Source organism: Rufibacter aurantiacus, assembly GCF_017916345.1.
GTDB classification, from domain to species: Bacteria; Bacteroidota; Bacteroidia; order Cytophagales; family Hymenobacteraceae; genus Nibribacter; species Nibribacter roseolus.
Genome location: NZ_JAFMSV010000005.1, coordinates 170446 through 190521, shown reverse-complemented (window position 1 = coordinate 190521; position 20076 = coordinate 170446). Strand labels below are relative to the sequence as shown.

12 protein-coding genes are annotated in these 20076 nt (G+C 50.7%); 8 read left to right on the top strand and 4 right to left on the bottom strand.

The window, feature by feature from the left end:
* Positions 1-48: 48 nt before the first annotated feature.
* From J3P34_RS19755 to J3P34_RS19745, 3 genes are all read right to left on the bottom strand, one after another.
* On the bottom strand, positions 49-1551 hold the full coding sequence (locus tag J3P34_RS19755; RefSeq protein ID WP_210490366.1) for a PhoX family protein: 1503 nt from the start codon (positions 1549-1551) through the stop codon (positions 49-51).
* A gap of 347 nt (positions 1552-1898) precedes the next feature.
* Positions 1899-7616, bottom strand: coding sequence for a PAS domain S-box protein (locus J3P34_RS19750; RefSeq protein ID WP_210490365.1), 5718 nt, complete (start codon positions 7614-7616; stop codon positions 1899-1901).
* A gap of 279 nt (positions 7617-7895) precedes the next feature.
* Positions 7896-8618 (bottom strand): winged helix-turn-helix domain-containing protein, encoded by a 723-nt coding sequence (locus J3P34_RS19745; protein WP_210490364.1) that lies wholly within the window; start codon positions 8616-8618, stop codon positions 7896-7898.
* Positions 8619-8760: 142 nt separating this feature from the next.
* On the opposite strand from J3P34_RS19745, the gene J3P34_RS19740 reads away from it, so the two are divergent.
* The gene (locus J3P34_RS19740) at positions 8761-10092 is read left to right on the top strand and encodes a S41 family peptidase (RefSeq protein WP_210490363.1); all 1332 of its coding nucleotides are present in this window, start codon (positions 8761-8763) and stop codon (positions 10090-10092) included.
* A gap of 139 nt (positions 10093-10231) precedes the next feature.
* Here the strand turns inward: J3P34_RS19740 and J3P34_RS19735 are convergent, their stop codons facing one another.
* Positions 10232-11908: a GH39 family glycosyl hydrolase gene (locus J3P34_RS19735; protein ID WP_210490604.1), complete on the bottom strand. Its 1677-nt coding sequence runs from the start codon at positions 11906-11908 to the stop codon at positions 10232-10234.
* A 620-nt stretch (positions 11909-12528) separates the two neighbouring features.
* Here J3P34_RS19735 and J3P34_RS19730 point away from each other — a divergent pair.
* The 7 genes from J3P34_RS19730 (at position 12529) to J3P34_RS19700 (ending at position 19936) form a co-directional block, all read left to right on the top strand.
* Positions 12529-13611 carry a glycoside hydrolase family 5 protein gene (locus J3P34_RS19730; protein ID WP_246853814.1) on the top strand — a complete coding sequence of 361 codons (1083 nt, stop codon included), beginning with the start codon at positions 12529-12531 and terminating at the stop codon, positions 13609-13611.
* Positions 13612-14243: 632 nt separating this feature from the next.
* A complete protein-coding gene (locus J3P34_RS19725; protein ID WP_210490362.1) occupies positions 14244-15545 on the top strand; it encodes a site-specific integrase in 1302 nt (433 codons plus the stop codon).
* Between the two features lie 54 nt (positions 15546-15599).
* Entirely contained in the window at positions 15600-16592 is a 993-nt protein-coding gene (locus J3P34_RS19720; RefSeq protein WP_210490361.1) for a hypothetical protein, read from the top strand.
* A 299-nt stretch (positions 16593-16891) separates the two neighbouring features.
* On the top strand, positions 16892-17215 hold the full coding sequence (locus J3P34_RS19715; RefSeq protein ID WP_210490360.1) for a helix-turn-helix domain-containing protein: 324 nt from the start codon (positions 16892-16894) through the stop codon (positions 17213-17215).
* Complete coding sequence (locus J3P34_RS19710; RefSeq protein ID WP_210490359.1) at positions 17205-18557, top strand: DUF3987 domain-containing protein; 1353 nt, start codon at positions 17205-17207, stop codon at positions 18555-18557. The genes J3P34_RS19715 and J3P34_RS19710 overlap by 11 nt, the downstream gene beginning before the upstream one ends.
* Before the next feature lie 99 nt (positions 18558-18656).
* The gene (locus J3P34_RS19705) at positions 18657-19586 is read left to right on the top strand and encodes a DUF6371 domain-containing protein (RefSeq protein WP_210490358.1); all 930 of its coding nucleotides are present in this window, start codon (positions 18657-18659) and stop codon (positions 19584-19586) included.
* Positions 19587-19627: 41 nt separating this feature from the next.
* Positions 19628-19936 carry a hypothetical protein gene (locus J3P34_RS19700; protein ID WP_210490357.1) on the top strand — a complete coding sequence of 103 codons (309 nt, stop codon included), beginning with the start codon at positions 19628-19630 and terminating at the stop codon, positions 19934-19936.
* Positions 19937-20076 lie beyond the last annotated feature (140 nt).

Sequence of the window (20076 nt, the reverse complement as noted above, 5' to 3'; positions counted from 1 at the left end):
TTTGCGACATGACAGACGATGGTGTATGGAAGATTTAAAGCTGGTTTTCTAGCGGGCTACTCCGGTGAGGATCACGGTCTGGCCGCCTTCTTTGTTGTTGATGACGCCGCTGCCATCGGCTCCTTTTCCGCCGGGCAGGAAGCTGTCGCTGGTCCAGGTGTGGGGGTGAATGTTCACTACAAACGTGCCGGGCACGCCCACCAGGCTGGAGATATCATACATGGCACCGTATTCCCAGGAACTCAGGCGGGTGTCATTGCCGGGGTTGTATTTGGCGTTGTAGGTAGGGTCTGATCTGCGGTGGTCCATCTCCAGCATGGGTTTGATCTGTTTGGTGGAAATGCTGTATTGCCAGATGCGGCCGTCATGCTTGTTGTTCTTATAATAAGAGTCTCCGTCTTCCTGGATGTACACGAAGTTCTCCGTTACGCAGATGTTGTCTGGGTTCACGATGCTGTTGCCCGGGTCTACCGCGCCGTCAATTAAAGGCGTGAGTTTACCAGCTAATGGATTATTGGCATCCAGCTCCAGTTTGTACACCCGTCCCCACATGGTAAGGCCCGTCACCGGCGTGATCTTGTCTCCCTGGCTCACGCCCGTGGAAGTGAAATAAAGGGTTCTGTTGGCATTGGCGGTGCCTTTGCCGTAGTCCAGGTCTTCTACGCGGGCAAATTGCAGGGCGCCCTGCTCCACCGTTTGGGCTACTAGTTGCGCACCGGTGCTGGTGGCCACATCTTTGTACTCCACAAACTCCACGTCATAAGCTGTGTTTACCTGCATATCAGTTTCCACGGTGTTCTTGTTTGTCCGGCGCAGCATGTACAGTTTACCGTTCTGTAAGTCGCCGGTGGTGTTGGAGAGGTAGAGATTCACCTGGCCCAGGCTGTTGGCCGTATTGCTTTCGTCTTCCCCTATGAAGATGGCCGTTTTCCCCGGATAAGCGGTCTTAGGTAGCGGCACTGCATTTTCTGCGCTGCATTTGCCAAGGGCCGGCAAAACCCGGTTGGGGTTGCTCTTGTCATTGGTAGACCCGAAGGGGTTGATGGCATGGATCATGGACTCAATTCCGCTCTCGCCTGCGGTCAGGAACGTGGGGCCGAAGCCATGCTCTTCAGGGGTGGCTAAGGTGGCCGAGCAAAGCCTCCAGCGTCCGCCCGCACCGTCCACGATGTACTCCCCTTTGGTGGGTTTCAGGTTTTTGTCCAGGTACACCCGTGACACAGACTGCAGGATCTCATGGTTCGTGATCATGACGTAGCCTTCGCCATCGGGGTTCTTCAGCAGGCCGGAGCCATCTGGCTGGGCACCGTAGATAAAAGAGGGGGAACCCTCCAGTTTGTCATCGCTGCTGATGAGCGTATTGATTTTCACGTTCTCAAACCCAGACAGCAGTTTCACCAGCGAGGGCGTCACCGACTGGTTCTTGATCTCCAACGCTGGTGAAACCGGGGTAGTCTCCCCAGAGGAGTCATCGTCCTGGCAGGCGCTTAAAAAGAAGAGAGCGGTTAGGCCCACCGCAAAGGCTGATTTTCTGGTAACAAAAGGTTTCATGGGTAGGGGTTGAGTTTATACCTCAAAAGTATTTCCCTGTTGTTACCCCTTCATTAGTTCACTTTTAACCCATTGTTAATTCTGGCTCCCGCCTTTAACGCTTTGGTAACATGAGCCATTGCCTGTTTAGGAGACACACTCCCCCCTGAAGTTTCAGCAGCTGGTCATCTTCATCTCCGGACTTGCCGAGGGAGTTAACAGACCCTTCCTTATGCTGTTTGCTTTCAGCCAAACCCCAGGCCTCAGACAAACTTTATGGTTCGCTAAAAAAGCAAATGCTGATTTAAAAGGGATAAAGGAATGGCCTGGAGTGCGAAACGATTTTTCCTCGTTTTCTTGAAAACACCTCAAAAACGGGCCGGCACCTGAATGGTGATTAAGGTGCCTTTTCCGGATTTTGGCGCGGAAACGGAAAGCGTGCCGTTGAGCAGCTTCACCCGGTCCTTGATTGACTTTAGCCCGATGCCTTTGCCGTTGCTTTTCCCGGCCTTGATGCCGCGCCCGTTGTCCCTGGCCTGGAGCTGAATGTGCTCTCCTTCCTTGCAGATGGACAGGGTGGCGGCGGTGGCCCCGGAGTGCTTTAAGATGTTGTTGACCAGCTCCTGGCTCATCCGGAAGAGGGCGATCTCTAGGTAGGGCTCCAGCCTTTGCTCCAGCCCCTCCACTTTGCACTGCAGGAACAAGGCGCTGTCCTCAAACTTGCGGCACATGCTCTCTAAGGCCACTTGTAGCCCGAACTCCTGCAGCAGCATGGGCACCAGCTCATGCGACACCCGCCGGGTCTCGTTGATGGCCTCTGTGAGCAGGTCTTCCACGGTTTGGAGCGGTTGGTTTTCCTCTTTGCCGCTTTCAACGTCATGTTCTTTGGCTCGGCCCAGGTTCAGCTTGGTGGCGTACAGGATCTGGGCCACCCCATTGTGCAGCGATTCTGAAATGCGGCGACGCTCTTCTTCCTGCGCTTCCAGGATGGCCAGCAGCAGGGCTTTCTGCTGTTCTAGCCGCATCCGAAGGTTCTCCTGCTCCAGGCGGTGTACCTCAGAAAGGTCAAGGTCCACGCCAAGCACCTTCTCCACCTCGCCCTGCCCGTTGCGCAGCGCAACGCCTTTGATCTTGAGGAGCAGTTCCGCCTCACCCACCTTCACCCGGAAGGTGTCTTCCTTGGGCTCGCGGCCCTGGCGCAGGCCCTCCACCATCTCCCGGGCCGTGCCCCGGTCTTCCTCCACCACGTACTCCAGGTAGGTCTCGGGGTGCACCGGGGCATCAAGGGGTAGCCCGAACAGGCGGTACATGCCGTCCGACCACCGATAGACGCCGGTTTGCAGGTTGTACTCCCAGCTGCCCATGCGGGCCACCTCCTCAGACTGCCGCAGCAGGGTGAGGTGCTCCGCCACGGATTTCTCGGCTTTCTTCCTTTCGGTGATGTCTTCCACGGAGATGAACAACCCGTCGTCTAGTTTAACGGCCAGCCACCGGAACCAACGCTGACTTAAAGAGAAGTTTTCTTCAAAGTCTACCCTGCCGTTCTGGTCCACGGCTTTCACATAGGCATCAAACAGGCCAATTTCTTTTATATGCGGATACAATTGCAGCATCCGGAGCCCGGTCACGTCCTCGCCCGCCATTTCCCGGCTCACGGCGTTGAGCCACACGTACTCAAAGTCCATGATGCGGCCGGAGGCGTTGCGAATGCTTTTCACCACTACCATGCCCAGCGGGGAGGTATTGGCAGAGGCTTCCAGCAGTTCCTTGCTTTCTTGCAGGGCCTTGGTGCGCTCGGTTACCTGCTGCTCCAACTGGGCGTTGAACTCCTGCAGCTGCTCCTCGGCCCTGCGGCGCTCGGTGATGTCCACGGCCATGCCCACAATGAAGCGGCGCCCGTCTTTGAGCGTTCCCGGCGAGGAGGCGCTGAAACTCCAGTGTCGCACCTCGCCGCGCAGGGTGCGGACCGGGAAATCTATGTCTACGGTGCGCCGGTGGCCCGTGAACAGATGCTGCATGTGGCTGCGCACTTTCTCGGCCCCCTCGCCGTAAGCCTGGGTGAGCCAGTGGTCAAAGGTGGGCACCTCCTCCTGCCGGTAGCCGGTCAGCTCGGTCCAGGAGTGGCTTATCTGCAGCACCTCCCCGTCCTCGGCGTGCATGATCACCGGGATGGGGGCATCCTCTATGGCCCTCCGGAACTGCTCTTCTGAGTCGGCCAAGGCCCTTTCCGCCTCGGCTCTCTCCACGGCCGCCCAGGTGCGCTCAACCGTTTCCTCCAGCAGCATACGCTCATGGTAGGTCCAGAAGCGTGGCGTGGCCATGGCGGCCGCGAGCGCCCAAATAACCTGGCTCTCTCCCTTCCGGAGCGGAACGACCAACAGGGCACGCAGCTGTAACCCGGCCAGCAGTTCTTTCTCGGAGTCAGAGAAGCTTGGATCGTGGGCCACGTCCTCAATGACTATAGGGTGCATCACGAGCTGGCGCATCGTCTCGGGATAATCCGACAGTTGAAAGACGCCCGACATGGGAGAAAGATCCGGTCGAATATGCTCCGGGCCGACGGTGGAGATTCCTTTCTGCTCGAAGACCTCGCTGATATAGCAGCGGTCCAGGCGCAAGTGCCCGGCAAGCATTCTGACGGCCTGGTCTTTGATGGACGCCGCATCAGGTAGGGTCCGCAGCGCATCGCTGAGCCTGAGCAAAAAAGCCTGTTGTTGCTCTTGTTGCTTGCGTTGGGTGATGTCATTGAAGACTGCAGCAATAAGCCGGCTGCCTTCCCCGCCGATACGTGAATATTGATACGTAATCCAACGATTTAAATCTGCTGCATAGTTTTCACTACGTAACGGCTTACCTGTTTTGTAAACCTGGGTTAAGGCATGTAGCCAGTGCTGTTCAAGATGGGGAACAAGTTCACTGGCTTTTTTGCCAAGTGCATTTTTCATTCCCGTGTGTTGCTCAAAAGCCTCGTTTACTTCACGGTAAATTAAATCAACTACATTTCCACCTTGATCTGTTAACACTTCCTGTATAGCAAAGCCTTCGTCAATAGATTCAAACAAGCTGCGGTATTTTTCTTCGCTTTTATGTAACGCTTCTTCTGCTTTGGCTCTTTCTACTGCAGCCCAGGTACGTTCTGCTACTTCTTCAACCAACCGCACTTCATCTGGTGTCCAATGACGAGGCTTTGAGTTGATAGCCACCATTGACCAAAGCGGCTTATTCTCCCTTTTACGTACCGTTGCAGCCACCATTGCACGCATTCCTAACGTGGCACTGTTTTGCTTTTCGTTTTCTGATAAGCCTTGTCTTTCAAAGTCATCTTCTATAACAAGGGTCTGATTTAATACCGCTTTGTAAGCCCCAGGATAATGAGAAAGGTCAAATGTATCCGGCAAAGGTGGCACCGTTTCATTGCCAATTTGGTAATCAAGTAAAGCGATGTTCTTATCTAAATAATAAGAAACGATATAGCTGCGATCAAGCCGCAAATATTCAATAAGCATTTCGAGCGCTCTAGTAGCCACTGCATCTGCTATTCGTTCTGCACGAAGATTATCTGAGAACTGTAGCAGAAACTCCTGTTGTTGTTCACGGCGTTTGCGTTCGGTAATATCTTCAAATACCGCTGCAATTAAATTGCTTTCTGGCCCGCCAAGGCGCATACGATAAAGACGCAACCACCTGTTGACGTCATTTATATACACTTCATCCAGCGTTGTTTCACCTGTTTCGCTAAGGCGCTGATAGAATTTGAAGCGGTTAGGATCCTGGTTTGGAATGGTTTCGGTGGATCTTTTTCCTACTACATTGGTAAGACCGGTGTGGCGTTCGAAAGCCTTGTTTACTTCCCTGTAAATAACATCTACCACATCGCCCTGCTCATTACGCACCAATTCCATGATGCAAAAGGCTTCTTCGATTGTTTCAAACAGCGTCCGGTATTTTTCTTCGCTTTCGCGCAACGCTGCTTCGGCTTTCGCTCTTTCCACCGCTGCCCAAGTACGTTCAGCCGTTTCCTGTATGAGGGCGATTTCATGGTCAAGCCAATGACGGGGCGTCTTTTGGTGAACAGAGAGAGCTGCTACTAACTTCCCCTGCTTAATAAGCGGTACTGCAACAACCGCATGCACATTACTGGAATAATACGCCTTTTTTGAATCATCATCCACCTCATCAGTTACATCATGCATGATGAGGCTTTTACCTTGTTTGAGTTTTTCGCCGGGAGATCCTAATGCAGTAAAAGGAAAACGACCGATTACTTTGTGAACGGACTTGCTTGTATAATTATCTGTTGTTTCAAACCAGTCTTCATCAATGTTTATCTCAGCATATATAGCCCGGTCTACAATTAAGTGCTCTCCTAAAACTTGCATTGCTACCCGTTGAACTTCTTTGGGATCTGCAATGGGGCGCAATGCATCATTCAGCCGGAGCAGGTAGTCTTGCTGTTGCTCACGCTGTTTGCGATCAGTGATGTCATTGAAAACGACACCAATAAGCGGACTGCCTGCACCGCCTATCCGTGAAAATTGATATGTAATCCAGCGACCCAGGTCTACTGTATAATTTTCGCCCCGTAAGGGCTTGCCTGTCTTATAAACATGTGTCTGGGTATCGAGCCAGTGTTGTTCAAGATGGGGAAGCAATTCACTTGCCTTCTTGCCAGACACTTCCTTCATTCCGGAGATCTGTTCGAAAGCTTTGTTAACCTCAAGGTAAATCACATCAGTAACGTTTCCATTTTCATCTGTAACCACCTCCTGTATGGCAAACCCTTCATCTATGGAATCAAAAAGTGCCTTGTATTTATCGGTTGCTTTTTGCGCTATCTCATCTTTCAGACGATTAATTTCCTCTTCGGCTTTTTTGCGTTGGGTAATATCTTCTGTGTTCATCACAAAGCCATCGCCCATCTTGACCAGGGTTTGATGAAACCATTGGTCCTGAAACTGTTCATGCGAGTAAAATTGCTCGTGGTCTACGGGAATGCCGGTTTCTGTTACCTGCACAAATTTTTCAAACAAGCCTGTTTCTACAACCGCGGGGTTCTGTTGCAACAGGCTTTTGCCAATCATTTCCCCATAAAGCTCATTCCATGCATTATTGGTGAAAATCCAATTGAAGTCCACTATTTCCCCGCTTTCATTTCTCACCGCCTCAAAGGCCTGGATAACGTAAAGGGAACTGTCTAGCGTGGCCTGCAGGTTCTCTTTGGTTGTCTTTATTTGTTTCTCCGCTTTCTTCAGCTCGCTGATGTCAGTTGTGGTGGTGGCCACCCCGTCGTTCAGTTTCACCACAGATTGGAAAAACCAGCCGTTAAACTGCTCGTGCACATAGTGCCGCTCAGACTGCTGGGGCCGGCCGGTTTCCACCACGCGTTTGAAGGTGTCAAAAATCCCTTTTTTGCGCACCCCGGGGTTTGATTGCAGTAAGCTCTGCCCGATGACGTTGCCGTACCATTTCTCAGAGGTATGGTTGTTCAATACCCATTTGAAGTCAATGATCTCGCCGCTTTCATCCCGTACGGCTTCAAATACCTGGATCATGTCCGGGGAACTGTCCAGGGTGGCCTGCAGCAATTGCTGGTTCTGCTTTAGTTCTTCCCCTGCTTTTTTCTGTTGGGCGTTGTCCCGGGTGATGGCCTGCACCGTTTCCCGGCACAGAGTCAGTTCGGTCTGGTCCTCCACCTTTACCAGCAGGTACTGGAGTTCCTGGTGGCCGTTGAAGCCGGGGGTTAAGTGCAGGCGCAAGAACTTCTCCCCTGGTTTACTGGTATCGTTGGTGCATGGGAATTCGCTGTGGAGGTGCAGGGACAGTTCGTGCGGCTTTTTGCCGGATAGCACCTGCCGGAAGGCATCTTCCACTTTTGCGGGGGAAAAAACATGCTGCTCCAGGTTGCCAGGCAAGGCTCCCCCGAACAGGTTTTTGCCCATCCACTCTTCCCGCCCAGACCTTGAAGCCCACAAAAAGGCATCTGAGGCCGTTAGTACCTCCAACTCCGGAGACAGCACCAGGTAGAGGTCTGGCACGGTCTCAAACGCTTTCAACACTTCCAATGGCACTAAAGTGGCAGGCTTCATATTCAAGTCTGGAACTTATTACAAATACAAAGGAACATAATTCTTTATAGCGTTATTCCTCCGCTGGTTGATGAACAAATACGGTATTTTAGGAGGGAAACACGGTAAATTACCTTTAGAAACCATCTTCCGTTTCTCTCCCTTTTTCAAATCAAATCCTGTTAGAGACTTATGTAAAGGAGTTCTTTTGCAAATGAGGAAGTGTCCTGGAAGAAAAGGAGACAAAACTTCATAAGCTTAAGTAAAGCTGAAAGCCCGGAAAACCGGGCTTTCAGCTGCTTAGTTTTTCAATCCAATAGCGTTTCTCCTTTTTAACTCTTTACGGAGGTGATGAATAAGATCTAAATGTCCTTCCATCTCCTCTGGAGTAAGCAGGCTGCCATTGATGTAAAACTCTGGCCGGCGGTCACCCTCCACTTTCAGTTTATACCGGGTACTATCATTCCCAAGGGTGGTGATGGTGTTGTAAGGAGTCTCCTCTATTGGCCTGTTCACCGTGGCAAATGGTACCTCCATCTGTTTACCCTGGGCTATTTGCTCCTCTTTTGCAGCATTTTCTTTTGAAGGTAGCGCCCTCACTAGGTATATACCCATGACCAGCACCAGGCAAACCAAGCCATATAACACAGGCTTTAAGGGCCTTGCTTTCCTTTCTGTTTTTGTAACCTGCTCCTGCTGACCAGCCTCCTGGATTTGGGCATGAAGCATATACCCTTTCTTAGGAATAGTCTCTATCAGCTCCTTGGAGGTGTCATGGAGCAATTTTCTCAAGGAGGAGATGGCGTAGGTCAGCCCCTCCTCGCCTCCCCCGTAATTATCCCATACCTCTTTCACCAGCTGTTCCCTGGTCACTAACTGGTTCGCATGGCTGGCCAGCATACATAAAATCTTCATCAGCCTGGGTTCAATTCGCACCTCATTTTGCGAAAAGGTGTCTGAAACGGAATTAATGTTGGGCCGCACCAGATATCTGCCTTGTAGAAGAAAGTCTTTCTGTTCCATAAATATGTCTCCTTAGCTAAATATACAAGTTATTGATGACCAGCCATGGTGAAATCTAAAGGATAGCTTAAGAAATTCTAAAGCCTGTGAAGGGCATGTTGCTTTATGTTTACGGCCACTGTTAACCTCAACAAAAATCCTTATGAACTTTAAATCAACCGTGCTCACAGGTTTGCTCTGGGTTTTACTTTCCTGGCCTTCCACCGCCCAGGAGGCCACTAAACTGGATAGAACTGTCAGGAGGCAAGTAGTGGATAGCCTTAGCAGGGTCCTGAATCGGGTTTACGTGTACCCTGAGAAGGCCAATGAAATGAGTAGAGGCATCCAAAAGAAGCTGAAAAAGGGTGAATATGACCACCTGCCTGACAACCCTCAACTGGCGAATGCCCTCACCAGGGATTTAATAGCGCATCACCATGACAAACATCTGGTAGTAAGATATGACCCTGAACTGGAGAAAAGAATCCGGAAGTTTGTAGCCACCTCCCAACCAGACCAAAAGGACGCGGAGAAAGATAGAAAGCAGAACTTTTACTTCAGAAAAGCCGAGGTCCTGCCCGGGAACATCGGATACCTGGTGTTCAATAACTTTGCAGACCTCAACGAGCTTTCTAAAAAAACCGTGCGAGCGGCCATGCAGTTTGTAGCCAATGCAGATGCGCTTATCCTGGACCTGCGCAACAACATGGGAGGTCGGCCAGAAATGGGTCAGGAGATAGCCCGTTACTTTTTCAGCCAACCCCAACTGGCCGGAAAAACCTTCAATAGAATCACCAATAGCTGGACCGAAGAATGGGTGGGCCGTAAGCCAGAAAGCCTGGATGCTTTTTACCTTGAGATGCCAATCTACATACTGACCAGCAAAAGAACCTATTCTGCCGCCGAAGGCCTTGCCTATCACCTGAAACACCTGAAGAAGGCTGTAGTTGTGGGGGATACTACCCGGGGAGGTGCCCACGCCACCAGGAGCTTTGCCTTAGGAAACGGCTTTGTGGGGTTTATCCCCTTCTCGCGGTCAGAGCATGTAGAAACGAAAACAGACTGGGAGGGTATTGGGGTTGTTCCCAACGTTGCCATCCCTGAGGACAGCGCCTTCCTGAAAGCCCAGGAATTGATTTTCTTAAAGTTCCTGAGCAATACCAGCGAGGTTACTGAAAAACGTAAGTTCCAGTGGTTACTGAACGACCTACAGGCAAAAACCAGGAAGCTGGCATTACCTGATAAGACACTTGCCCAGTATACCGGCACCTTTGAAGAGTTTAAATTTACCGTAGAAAAAGGCCAGCTTTGGTGCAGAAACCTGCATCAGAAAGATAAAATGGACTTGCTGATACCAATCAATGAAAGTCTCTTTAAGGTAGACAATGAAAGCCAGGTAGAATTTATCAGAGATTCAGGTGGTAACATTAGTGCCATAAGGCTCTTCTGGAATGATGGCTGGGTGGATGATGTCAATAAGAGTCAACAACCTTAACCCTTTACAAACCACTAATTCCCTTCTGCTCTTTTGAGGCTATTTTTCTGAATTGGTCACCTAACCAGATTGATTATTTTTCCTCCCTTTCAAGATCCACGTTTGGTTCAACTCCTCTGTCGGCTTTCCAAAGGCTTTCTTACCACTGTAGTCTCAGTAGCGCTACCCCTTGACGTTCCAGTTTCATATCAACTACCGCTTTTCCGTTGCTGACAGAAACCGTCCGGGGTGAGCCCTGCATCTGTAGCTGACCTGCTTTCTCCAATTCTTTTATTTGCTGTGCAGTAGGATTCTGTGGTGACCCCATCTTTTTCCAAAGCTCATAAGAGTTGCTGTGCTCGCTGTCTATGAGGTACTGCGTCAGTTTTACTTTTTTAGCCGGAACGCCGCTGAGGCGCACCGCTATGGCTTCTGCTTCGGTTTTGACATCATCATCATGGTAGTTCCAAAGCATGACAGTGGCTTCCCTGGCATCTTTGCAGGCCAGCGCGTTGATGTCGGTGAAGGATTTGCGGAAGCTGGAATCAACGGCCGTACGCAAATCATACCCCTGCGCTGAGGTTACCGCCACTCTGTCGCCTTTCATCATACCAAACATGCGGAACACGTTCAGTACCGGCTTATCTACGCCATTGGTAGCCAGATCCCTGAAACCATAAAACCAGGGTTGATTCTCAAACTCAAACGACCAGGAAACAGCCCCGGCAAAGTTTACCTGGTGCAGGTCGGCCAGCAGGTACTTGCGGGCAAACGAAGCAGCCGTATAACTGGAGTACATGGTACCGTTGCGATAGGCGTTCTCAGGGTTTGTGGCCATCCCACAGGCCGCACATCCTTCAGGGTCTGACTCTCCTATGATGACTGGTAGATTCCTGAACTGCGGGTAAGCCTTTACAAACTTAAAGCCTGCCTCTATGTCTCTTAGCTGAGTCCCCATGTTCATCCGTACGTGTCCATCCACTATCCGCGGCGCTCCTTTGGCGTGAAAAAGAATGGCATCTACCGGAGAACCCCTTTTACCGGTGGCGTAGTTGGTACCCTCCAGGCAGTGCTTTGCCCAGGCGTGCATCCAGCGTTGCGCGTCTCTCCCACCAGTGCCCGCAATATTGATACCCCCAACTTTGGCGGTGGGCAAGGCTCTTTTAATCGCATCGGCGGTATAATCATACAGCTTGAAAAACTCTTCCATGGAGCCTTTCCAGTAGTGGCCGTTCGGCTCATTCCAGGGCTCCCAATACCAGCTCTCTACTTCTTTCTGGCCGTAGCGCTCCACCGAGTGCCGCACCCATTGGAATACCAGTTCGGCCCACTTGTTGTAATCTTTCGGTGGATAGGCCCAGCCGGTAATGATGTCTGTGTAAGGGTCGCCGGGCTTCCAGTGATGCCGGTACGGTTCTGGATTGGTGGAAAGCGCCTGGGGCATAAACCCTACCTGCGCCAAAGGCTTCATGCCTCTTTGGATATACGTATCAAAAATGCTGTCTATCAGTCGCCAGTTGTAGATCGGGTTTCCAGCCGCATCTTCGGTATAGGCATTGGTAGATCCCCATTTGAGGGCAGCCTCCCCATCACCGGTGACCAGCAAACTGTGGGTCCGGACATACACCGGTACAGGGCTTAGCTGGGCAATCTCGGTCAGCAGCTTCTTGCCGTCCTTCATGTAGGTATAGTTTGGCTCATCATAGCCAAACCAGGCCCAGGCCGGATACATTTTGCCGATGGATTTAGTAAGATCAATCTCCACCGACACCTTTTTTTCCTGGTTATTGCTTCTCGTTTGCGCGTTACCGTTCTGGGCGAAACCTCCTATAGCCATTACCCCTGCAAGGGCCATGAAGACCAATCTTGAGGTGCAAGCCGTAATAAATCTCCGTATCATGTCCTTTGTTTGTGAGTTAAACTTTTGATCTGATATCTGAACAAGTCTATTCTACTGCCAGGGGTATTTGAGGTATGCTGTGGTGTTTCTCTAAAGCAATATAGTGTTTTTTTGACACTTATTTAATCTTTTGCAAAATTTGGCTATTAAATCACCTAAATAATAGCAGAATAATATAGACAAACCTGCTACCCACTATGGAAACACATTAGCGGATATACAACTTTGGAATTAAGGCATTTAAAGTTACCTGTGAATTTACCTTTTAAACCTGGTGGGTTTAGGGCCCATCCTTGTTCTATAACGGCTTATAAATTCAGTAGAATTCTTGAATAAGCAGACGCTAAAAATAGAGGTACCAGGCAGCTCAAAGCCCTAGGCCAGCCAGGTAGGGAGAAGGTTTGGGTACTGGTTTTAAATGATGCTTTGCATGCTTCTCAGGGCCTGGCATCAGACCTCATCAAAAAATCTTAGTAACCTTGCCGAAGGTTACAATCACTTGCTTATATTTAAAAGTATAGCCAGCCGAAGGTTTGTATAATGCCTAATTGCCTCTGATGCTCGAAAACCTGAACCGTCGCCATTTTATTAAATTAGGGCTAAGTACTACTGCCATTGCGCTGGTGGGAGTGCCTTTCCCATTAGCCGCCCGCGATAACCCCAACCCAAACCACTTGCCGCGCTGGCGGGGCTTTAACCTGCTTGAGAAGTTTAACGGTGCCCATAACCAGCCTTACCGGGAAACCGACTTTCAGATGATGGCCGAATGGAGTTTTGATTTTGCCCGCTTACCTATGTCGTACCATTGCTGGTCCAGGCCCGATAATTGGTTGCAGATGGAGGAAAAGGTGCTGAAGGAAATTGACCAGGCTGTTGCCTTTGGCCGCAAGTACAAGATACACGTAAACCTGAACCTCCACCGAATTCCAGGCTACTGCGTGAATCCACCGGAAGAGCCGCTTAACCTCTGGAAAGATGAGAAAGCCCTGGAGGCCGCTGCTTTCCACTGGCAAACGTTTGCCAGGCGCTACAAAGGCATCTCCAATAAAAGGCTCAGCTTCGATTTGATTAACGAGCCCTCCAAGGTGGAGGAACCCGATTACGTGCGTGTGGTGACGCGGCTGGTGGAAGCCATCCGGTTCGAGGATCCGAAACGACTTATTATTGCCGATGGCATGCAGTACGGCACCAAGCCTGTTTTCGGCATCAAAGACCTGCAGGTGGGCCAGAGCACCCGCGGTTACGGGCCTTTCCAGCTTACGCACTACAAGGCGTCCTGGGTATCCGGCTCCGATACATGGCCCCTGCCAACCTGGCCCTATAAACAAAGTGAAACAGATGTGTGGGACAAAGCACGCCTGCAACGCGAAATATTTGACCCATGGAAGAAGCTGTCAAATGAAAATGTAGGCGTGCATGTGGGCGAATGGGGAGCTTACAGGCACACGCCCCACGACGTGTCTCTGGCCTGGATGAAAGACAATTTGGAGATATGGAGAGAAAACGGCTGGGGATGGGCGCTGTGGAATCTACGTGGCGATTTCGGTGTGCTGGACAGCGGCCGGGCTGATGTTGCCTATGAAGACTACAAGGGGCACCAGCTGGATAGAAAGATGTTGACGCTGCTTCAAGCTTACTAAAAAAAGGGCCCACGAAAGCATTCCCCGCAACACATCCTGAATATGTAGCGGTTTATTGCATTTCGCAACCTGCGAGCCATCTGCTCTTTTCTATCATATAGATGAACCGTAAGGATTCCAATTTGACATGGCACATGTTAAGCAAAAGAGGCTGACCCAATACAACCTTTAGGGCTGTTAGATCAGCAGGCTTCGCAACAAGTTCTTTGATTGCTTATGATGGAAGCCCCTTCTGTAGCACCCTGCACTTAATCAGATAGAAACGCAGGAAAATATAGTTAAGGAGAATGGACTAGTAATTAAAATACCTCTGCCTAAGGTAATATCCCAGCACTTGAAGTACCTAGATGGACCAAAGCAGATTGAATTGTTTGGAAATTACTTGGAAACAAAAAAGCCACTCACAAGCTTTACCTCGTAAGTGGCTGATTATGAAGTGGGCCCACTTGGAATCGAACCAAGCACCTACTGATTATGAGTCAGAACAAGTACCTTATCATTATTTAAACTTATTTGTAAAAACCGCCTTTTTAGGCTTTAAACGCCGTTTTCATTTCTTAGTAGTTGTCGTTTTTTGTTGATTTTCTATAAAAGTGTGTGCAAATTGTGTGCAAATTATTTGACACACAGGCATGGCAACAGAAGTATTGACTACCATCTTCCATGACACCAGGAGGGCCCGCAAGGACGGCACCTTTCCCGTCAAACTCAAAATCACCTACAACAGGGAGCGAAAATACTACCCCACAAAGTACAGCCTCTCGGAGGAGGACTTCCTGAAGACCCAGGAGCCGAACCCCAAGAAGAAATACAGGGAAATCCGAATTAGCCTCAACGCCATCGAGCAGAGCGCCATTGAGGTGATCGAAAAACTGCCGGCCTTCTCCTTCCCCGAGTTCGAGAGAAGGTTCAGGAACTCCGTGGCCAACGACGACGTCTTCGCCGCCTTCGCCCACTCGGCCGAGAGGCTCAGGGAGGCCGGGCAGATAAGGACTGCCCAGTCCTACGACCACGCCAGCAACTCCCTGCTCTCTTTTCTGAACAAGGCGCACACCGGCAGGAACAAGGGGATGTCCCTCTCAGAGGCCAGTTCCCAAAGGGAACAGCTCCAGCGAAGGAAGAAGCCCCTTCCCTTCTCCGCCGTCACCCCCGAGTTCCTTCAGGAGTACGAGAGGTGGATGCTGGCAGGCGGCAAGTCCATCACGACGGTGGGCATCTATCTGAGGAACCTGAGGACGCTCTTCAACGACGCCATCTCCAACGGTGACCTCCACCAGGATCTCTACCCCTTCGGGAAGAGGAAATACCAAATCCCCTCCGGAAAAAACGTCAAGAAGGCCCTCTCCATGGAGGAGATCGGGAAGATCTTCGACTACGGCCCCAGGCACGAGCGGGAGGCACGGGCGCGGGACCTGTGGCTCTTCTCCTACCTGTGCAACGGGATGAACATGAAGGACATCGCTAAGGCCAAGTACAGGCAATTGGCAGGCGATATTATCACCTTTGTGAGGTCCAAGACCGAGAGGGCCACCAGGCAGGAACAGAGGAAGATCGTCGTGACTCTTGTGCCCGAGGCGCTGCAGATCATAGACCGGTGGGGCACCAAGCCCACTCACCCCGAGGCATATATCTTCCCCATTCTCCGAGACGGGCTCTCCCCCGAGGAAGAGATAAAGGCCATCAACCAGGCCATCAAGACCATAAACAGCTACATGAAGGGCATAGCCCAGAGGCTCGGGATCGAGAAGAACGTCTCCACCTACGCCGCCAGGCACTCCTTCTCCACCATTCTCAAGCGGGGCGGCGTCTCCACGGCATTCATCTCCGAGTCCCTGGGGCACTCCTCCGAGAAGACCACCCAGAATTACCTCGACAGCTTTGAGGACGACACCAGAAGGAAGCACGCAGCCCTTCTCACCGCATTCAGGAAATAGAAGTCACTTGTTTCACCTTGACCTATCATACCTATATAATATATGTAAGACAAAATGGAAAAGGAAACCACGAAAACAGCACCTTCAATAGGAAGTCGGGGGAAAAAACATAAGCCATATGACCCAAAAGCCGAATACGACAGGATTTTTGCCAAGATGGTCTATTTCCACCCCTATTTCACCTATCACATCGAAGCCACCCACTGCTACAACACAGGCATTCATTATGTAGAAGAAACATACCCTCCCTATTCTATTCCCAGATACACTTGGGATTTGAATCAGCACAGTATTTACCCACATGATATTGATGAGGCCTCAGTCCGGACGGGCTTCTGCTATTCCATCAAAAGGCATGGCATTGAGGAAATCCATCCGTTCCTCGATTATCAGTACGGGAAATATGCGGAAAAAGAAGGAAAGGGTGAGGACCCACATGCCTACCTTGAATATCTAATTTCAACCATTGAGTCTTTCAAAGAGTGGCACAATAATGATTATTATAAGCTGAAAGAAATAGGCAAGTGGATTAGATCCCACAAAGGGTTTAAAAATGATTTCAATCTAAGACTTTGGAATTGGCTGTACTTAAACCCTGAGTTCGTGCTATTATATGATAAAGAGAGAAAACTTATAAACTCAGTAGAAAAAGAACCTGCTTCTGAAGCAGAAACTTTTGCATATCCTGAGGAGATAGATTTTTATACAGTCAGTGACTTTAAGAAACGCCTTGAGGCTTCCGGCATTCTTTCTCAAAAGCCTACTCAACTAGTCTTGGCAATGTTCTACTTCTATCTGATAGCGGCTGATTATGTAAAGCCATTTGTTAAGGGGACCAAAGGCAATAGAATCAAACAAATAGTCTCTATTCATGGTGGAAGTCCCAACACCTTGAGTCAGTTTTTCACGGTTGTTACTGTTAAAAGCAATAGAATTTCTCATTCTAATTGCGTCAACCTTGAAAAGGTTTATAAGTTCTTAGAACCTTTTCCGGAGGCAGCTGAGTTAGCAAAAAACGACTTAACAAGAGCATGGACTTCGAATTAAATAAAAGAAAGCACACTGAAAAAATTTTAATGCTCGTGCAAAACCATCTCTAAATGATGTAAGCTATTGTGTGTGTGAATAAAGTCAAAATCCATAAATGAAGTTAATGAAACTGTACCTCTTAGAAAGTCAGATTTTAGTTACTGCTTATCACGTTTCGCACCTTAATTTATGTTGATCCACCCACCTTAAATTTAAAATAACCCCTTAGCATAACCCTTAAATCGGATTTTCCTGCCTCCCATTTTCAAAATTTGTGGAATAAAATTCATTCACATTTAATCAAAACAGCAGGAGAAATGGATAATCCATTTATCGTACTTGATGAGAAACTCAGCAACTTGGAAGCCATGGTGCTGGAGTTTGTAAGCAATGCCCAATCTTTGGTGCTAGGGCTTGTGCAGGAGAAACCAATGAATATAAAGGAGGCTTCAGAGTTCCTTAATATTCCATTAAGCACCCTCTACGCGCTTACCAGCCGCAGGGAGATCCCACATTACAAAAAGGGAAAACACCTTCTGTTCTACAAGGCAGAACTTAACGAATGGGTGAGGGAGGGCCGGCAGAGGACAGTCGCCGAGATCCAAGCCGAAGCCAGAAAGGGGGTGCGCCTTGGAAAGTAAAACCGGCCTTTTCGACTTCCTGCCGAGTCCGGACGGCAGCGGGGCACTTAGGTTCCCCACCCACGCCTTCCCGGCAACCATCCGCCGGATCATCGAGGCCACCCGTGACTGCCTGCTCTACCCCGAGGACTTCATGGGCACGGCGATGCTGTTCGCCATCGCCCTCTCGGTGGGCAATACCCTTAGGGCGCAGGTGATGAGGGGCTGGCACGAGGGCTGCTCGCTCTTTCTGGCCCTGGTGGGCAGGCCCGGCACGGCCAAGAGCCACCCGCTCACCTTCGCCCTGGAGCCCGTCTTCAAAAGGGACCGGGTGCTCTACACCGAGTACAGGGAGAGGCTCAAGTTATATAAGGATGAGTTAGAGAGGCACAAGAAGAGCAAGGACCCGGGGCCGAAACCCGAGAAGCCAGTCATAAATAAGAGCCTTGTGCAAGACAGCACGCCGGAGGCTCTGCTGGAGATCCACCAGCACAACCCCCGGGGCCTAGGTCTCTACATGGACGAGCTGATGGGCTTCCTCAACAACTTCAACCGCTACAGCCAAGGCAGCGAGCAGGAGACCTGGCTGACGGTCTGGAGCGGCAAGCCCCTGATCCAGGACCGCAAGTCCGGGGAGCCGATCCACATACCCCAGCCCTCCGTCTCGGTGGCCGGCACGATCCAGAACGGGCTGCTGGCCCAGCTGGCCGGGGGGAACCGCGGCTGCAACGGGTTCGTGGACCGCTTCCTGTTCGCCTTCCCTCCGAACCTTGTGAAGATGCCCTGGTCGGAGACCGAGATAGACCCCTCCGTGGCCCGGGACTGGGAGAGGATTATAAACAACCTATTCAAGATCCCGCTGGAGGAAGCGGAGGACGGCACGCATATTCCAAGAGTGATCCCCTTCACCCCTGAGGCGCAGGAACTGCTCCGTGGCTGGCAGGCCATGAACACCAACCTGGTCAACTCCGCCCCCACTGAGTCCATCGGGGGAATGTACGTCAAGCTGGAGACCTACTGCATCCGGCTGAGCCTCATCCTGCAGGCGGCTTACTGGGCGTCGGCCGAGGGCGACTTGGACGCCATAGGTGAGCGGGCCGTGACCGGGGCGATCATGCTCACGGAGTACTTCCGCCAAACGGGAACCATGGTCAATGATGTGGTGAGCCGCTACGCCCCGCTCGAGGCGCTGCGCCAGGACAGGCGCGAGTTCTATGAGTCCCTGCCCAATGAGTTCACTACAAGGGAGGCAGAGGCCTTGGCCACGGGGCGGGGCCTTCCCCGAAGGACCTTGTTTGATTTCCTCAAGGACAGGACCCTGTTCAGACGCCTGAACCACGGCATATACCAGAAACTTATATAAAGGCAGCCTGCACTATCCGCACTATCTGCACTTTCCCCATGCCTATTCCCGGAAAAGTGCGGAAAGTGCGGGAAGTGCGACAAATAAAAAGAAAAGAAGATGAAGAAATTCCGTTACAGCCTGGAGAAATACTCTGGGCCGGGCAGCCGCCATGCGTGCCCGAACTGCGGGGCAAAAGGGAAGTTCTCCCGCTACGTTGACAACTACACAGGTGAACACCTGCACGAGGAGGTGGGCAGGTGCAACAGGGAAAACACTTGCGGATACCACTTCAAACCCAAGGATTACTTCAGGACCACCGGCACCAGGCCGCCCAGCGTGGCCGCCCCGGACAAGAATATGCAGGCCCCCAAGCCACCTTCCTACATAAAACCCTCCATGATGGCAAAAAGCATGAGGGCTTACCGCAAGAATACCCTCGCGATCTTCCTGGCCGACAGGTTTGGGGAGCAGAAAGCATGGGAGCTGCTAAAGCGATACAACGTGGGCACCTCCAGGCACTGGCCGGGTGCAACGGTCTTCTGGCAGGTGGACTCTGAGGGCCGAGTGCGCACGGGTAAGGTCATGCTCTATGACGCACAGACGGGAAAGCGGGTGAAGGAGCCGTTCAACCACATCCAATGGGCGCACAGGTTACTTGGTAAATCTAACTTCCACCTGAGGCAGTGCCTTTTCGGGGAGCACCTGCTCAACGTGGAGCCCGGCAAGCCCGTGGCCGTCGTAGAGAGCGAGAAGACCGCCCTCATCGCCAGCGCCTTCTACCCAGAGTTTGTCTGGCTTGCCTGTGGCGGGGCCTCCCATTTGAGTCCGGAGAGGTGCCTGGCCCTGAAAGGCAGGGAGATCATTCTCGTCCCTGACAAGGATAAGTTCCATACATGGGTCGAGAAGGCCCGGAAGTTGGAGGAGTCATTGTCTAGCAAGGTCAGGATCTCCAAGTGCCTAGAGGGCATCGCTACTGGCAAGGAGCGGGAGAAAGGCTGGGACATAGCCGATTACCTGCTCAACGGGACATCAAATTTGATTATTTGAAACTAAATCAATCATCCATTATTAACATTAATAATACTGTAATGACCATTGACGACTTAATCGACGCATTGGAAAATGAAGATAAATTCCCAAATCCTATCCTCCACAAACTGAAAGAGGAGGTAATTAGACACAATTACTTTATCTTCATTGTAGAGACATGCCTTGAATTGGCCAAGAATGAATTGGAAACCCTTGAGGCGAGGGGAAAGGAGATCAAGATAATGGAGGGCGAGGTTTATCCCTCATCAAAATACTTCCCCGAATTCATGGACACTATCATCAAGGCTGATAACCTTCGTGTACTCATCGAAAAACTGGAAGAGGGACTAGAAAAAGGACACCTTTGAAAAACTGCTAAATCTTATGCCTGAGCCTACTTATTAGGCTCAAGCATTTATCTAATATTCCATTATCAATTTGAAGTATCCAAATTAGTTTGTATGAATATTCAGTACCGATGCAGTGCAAAATCTTATATTAATAGTAA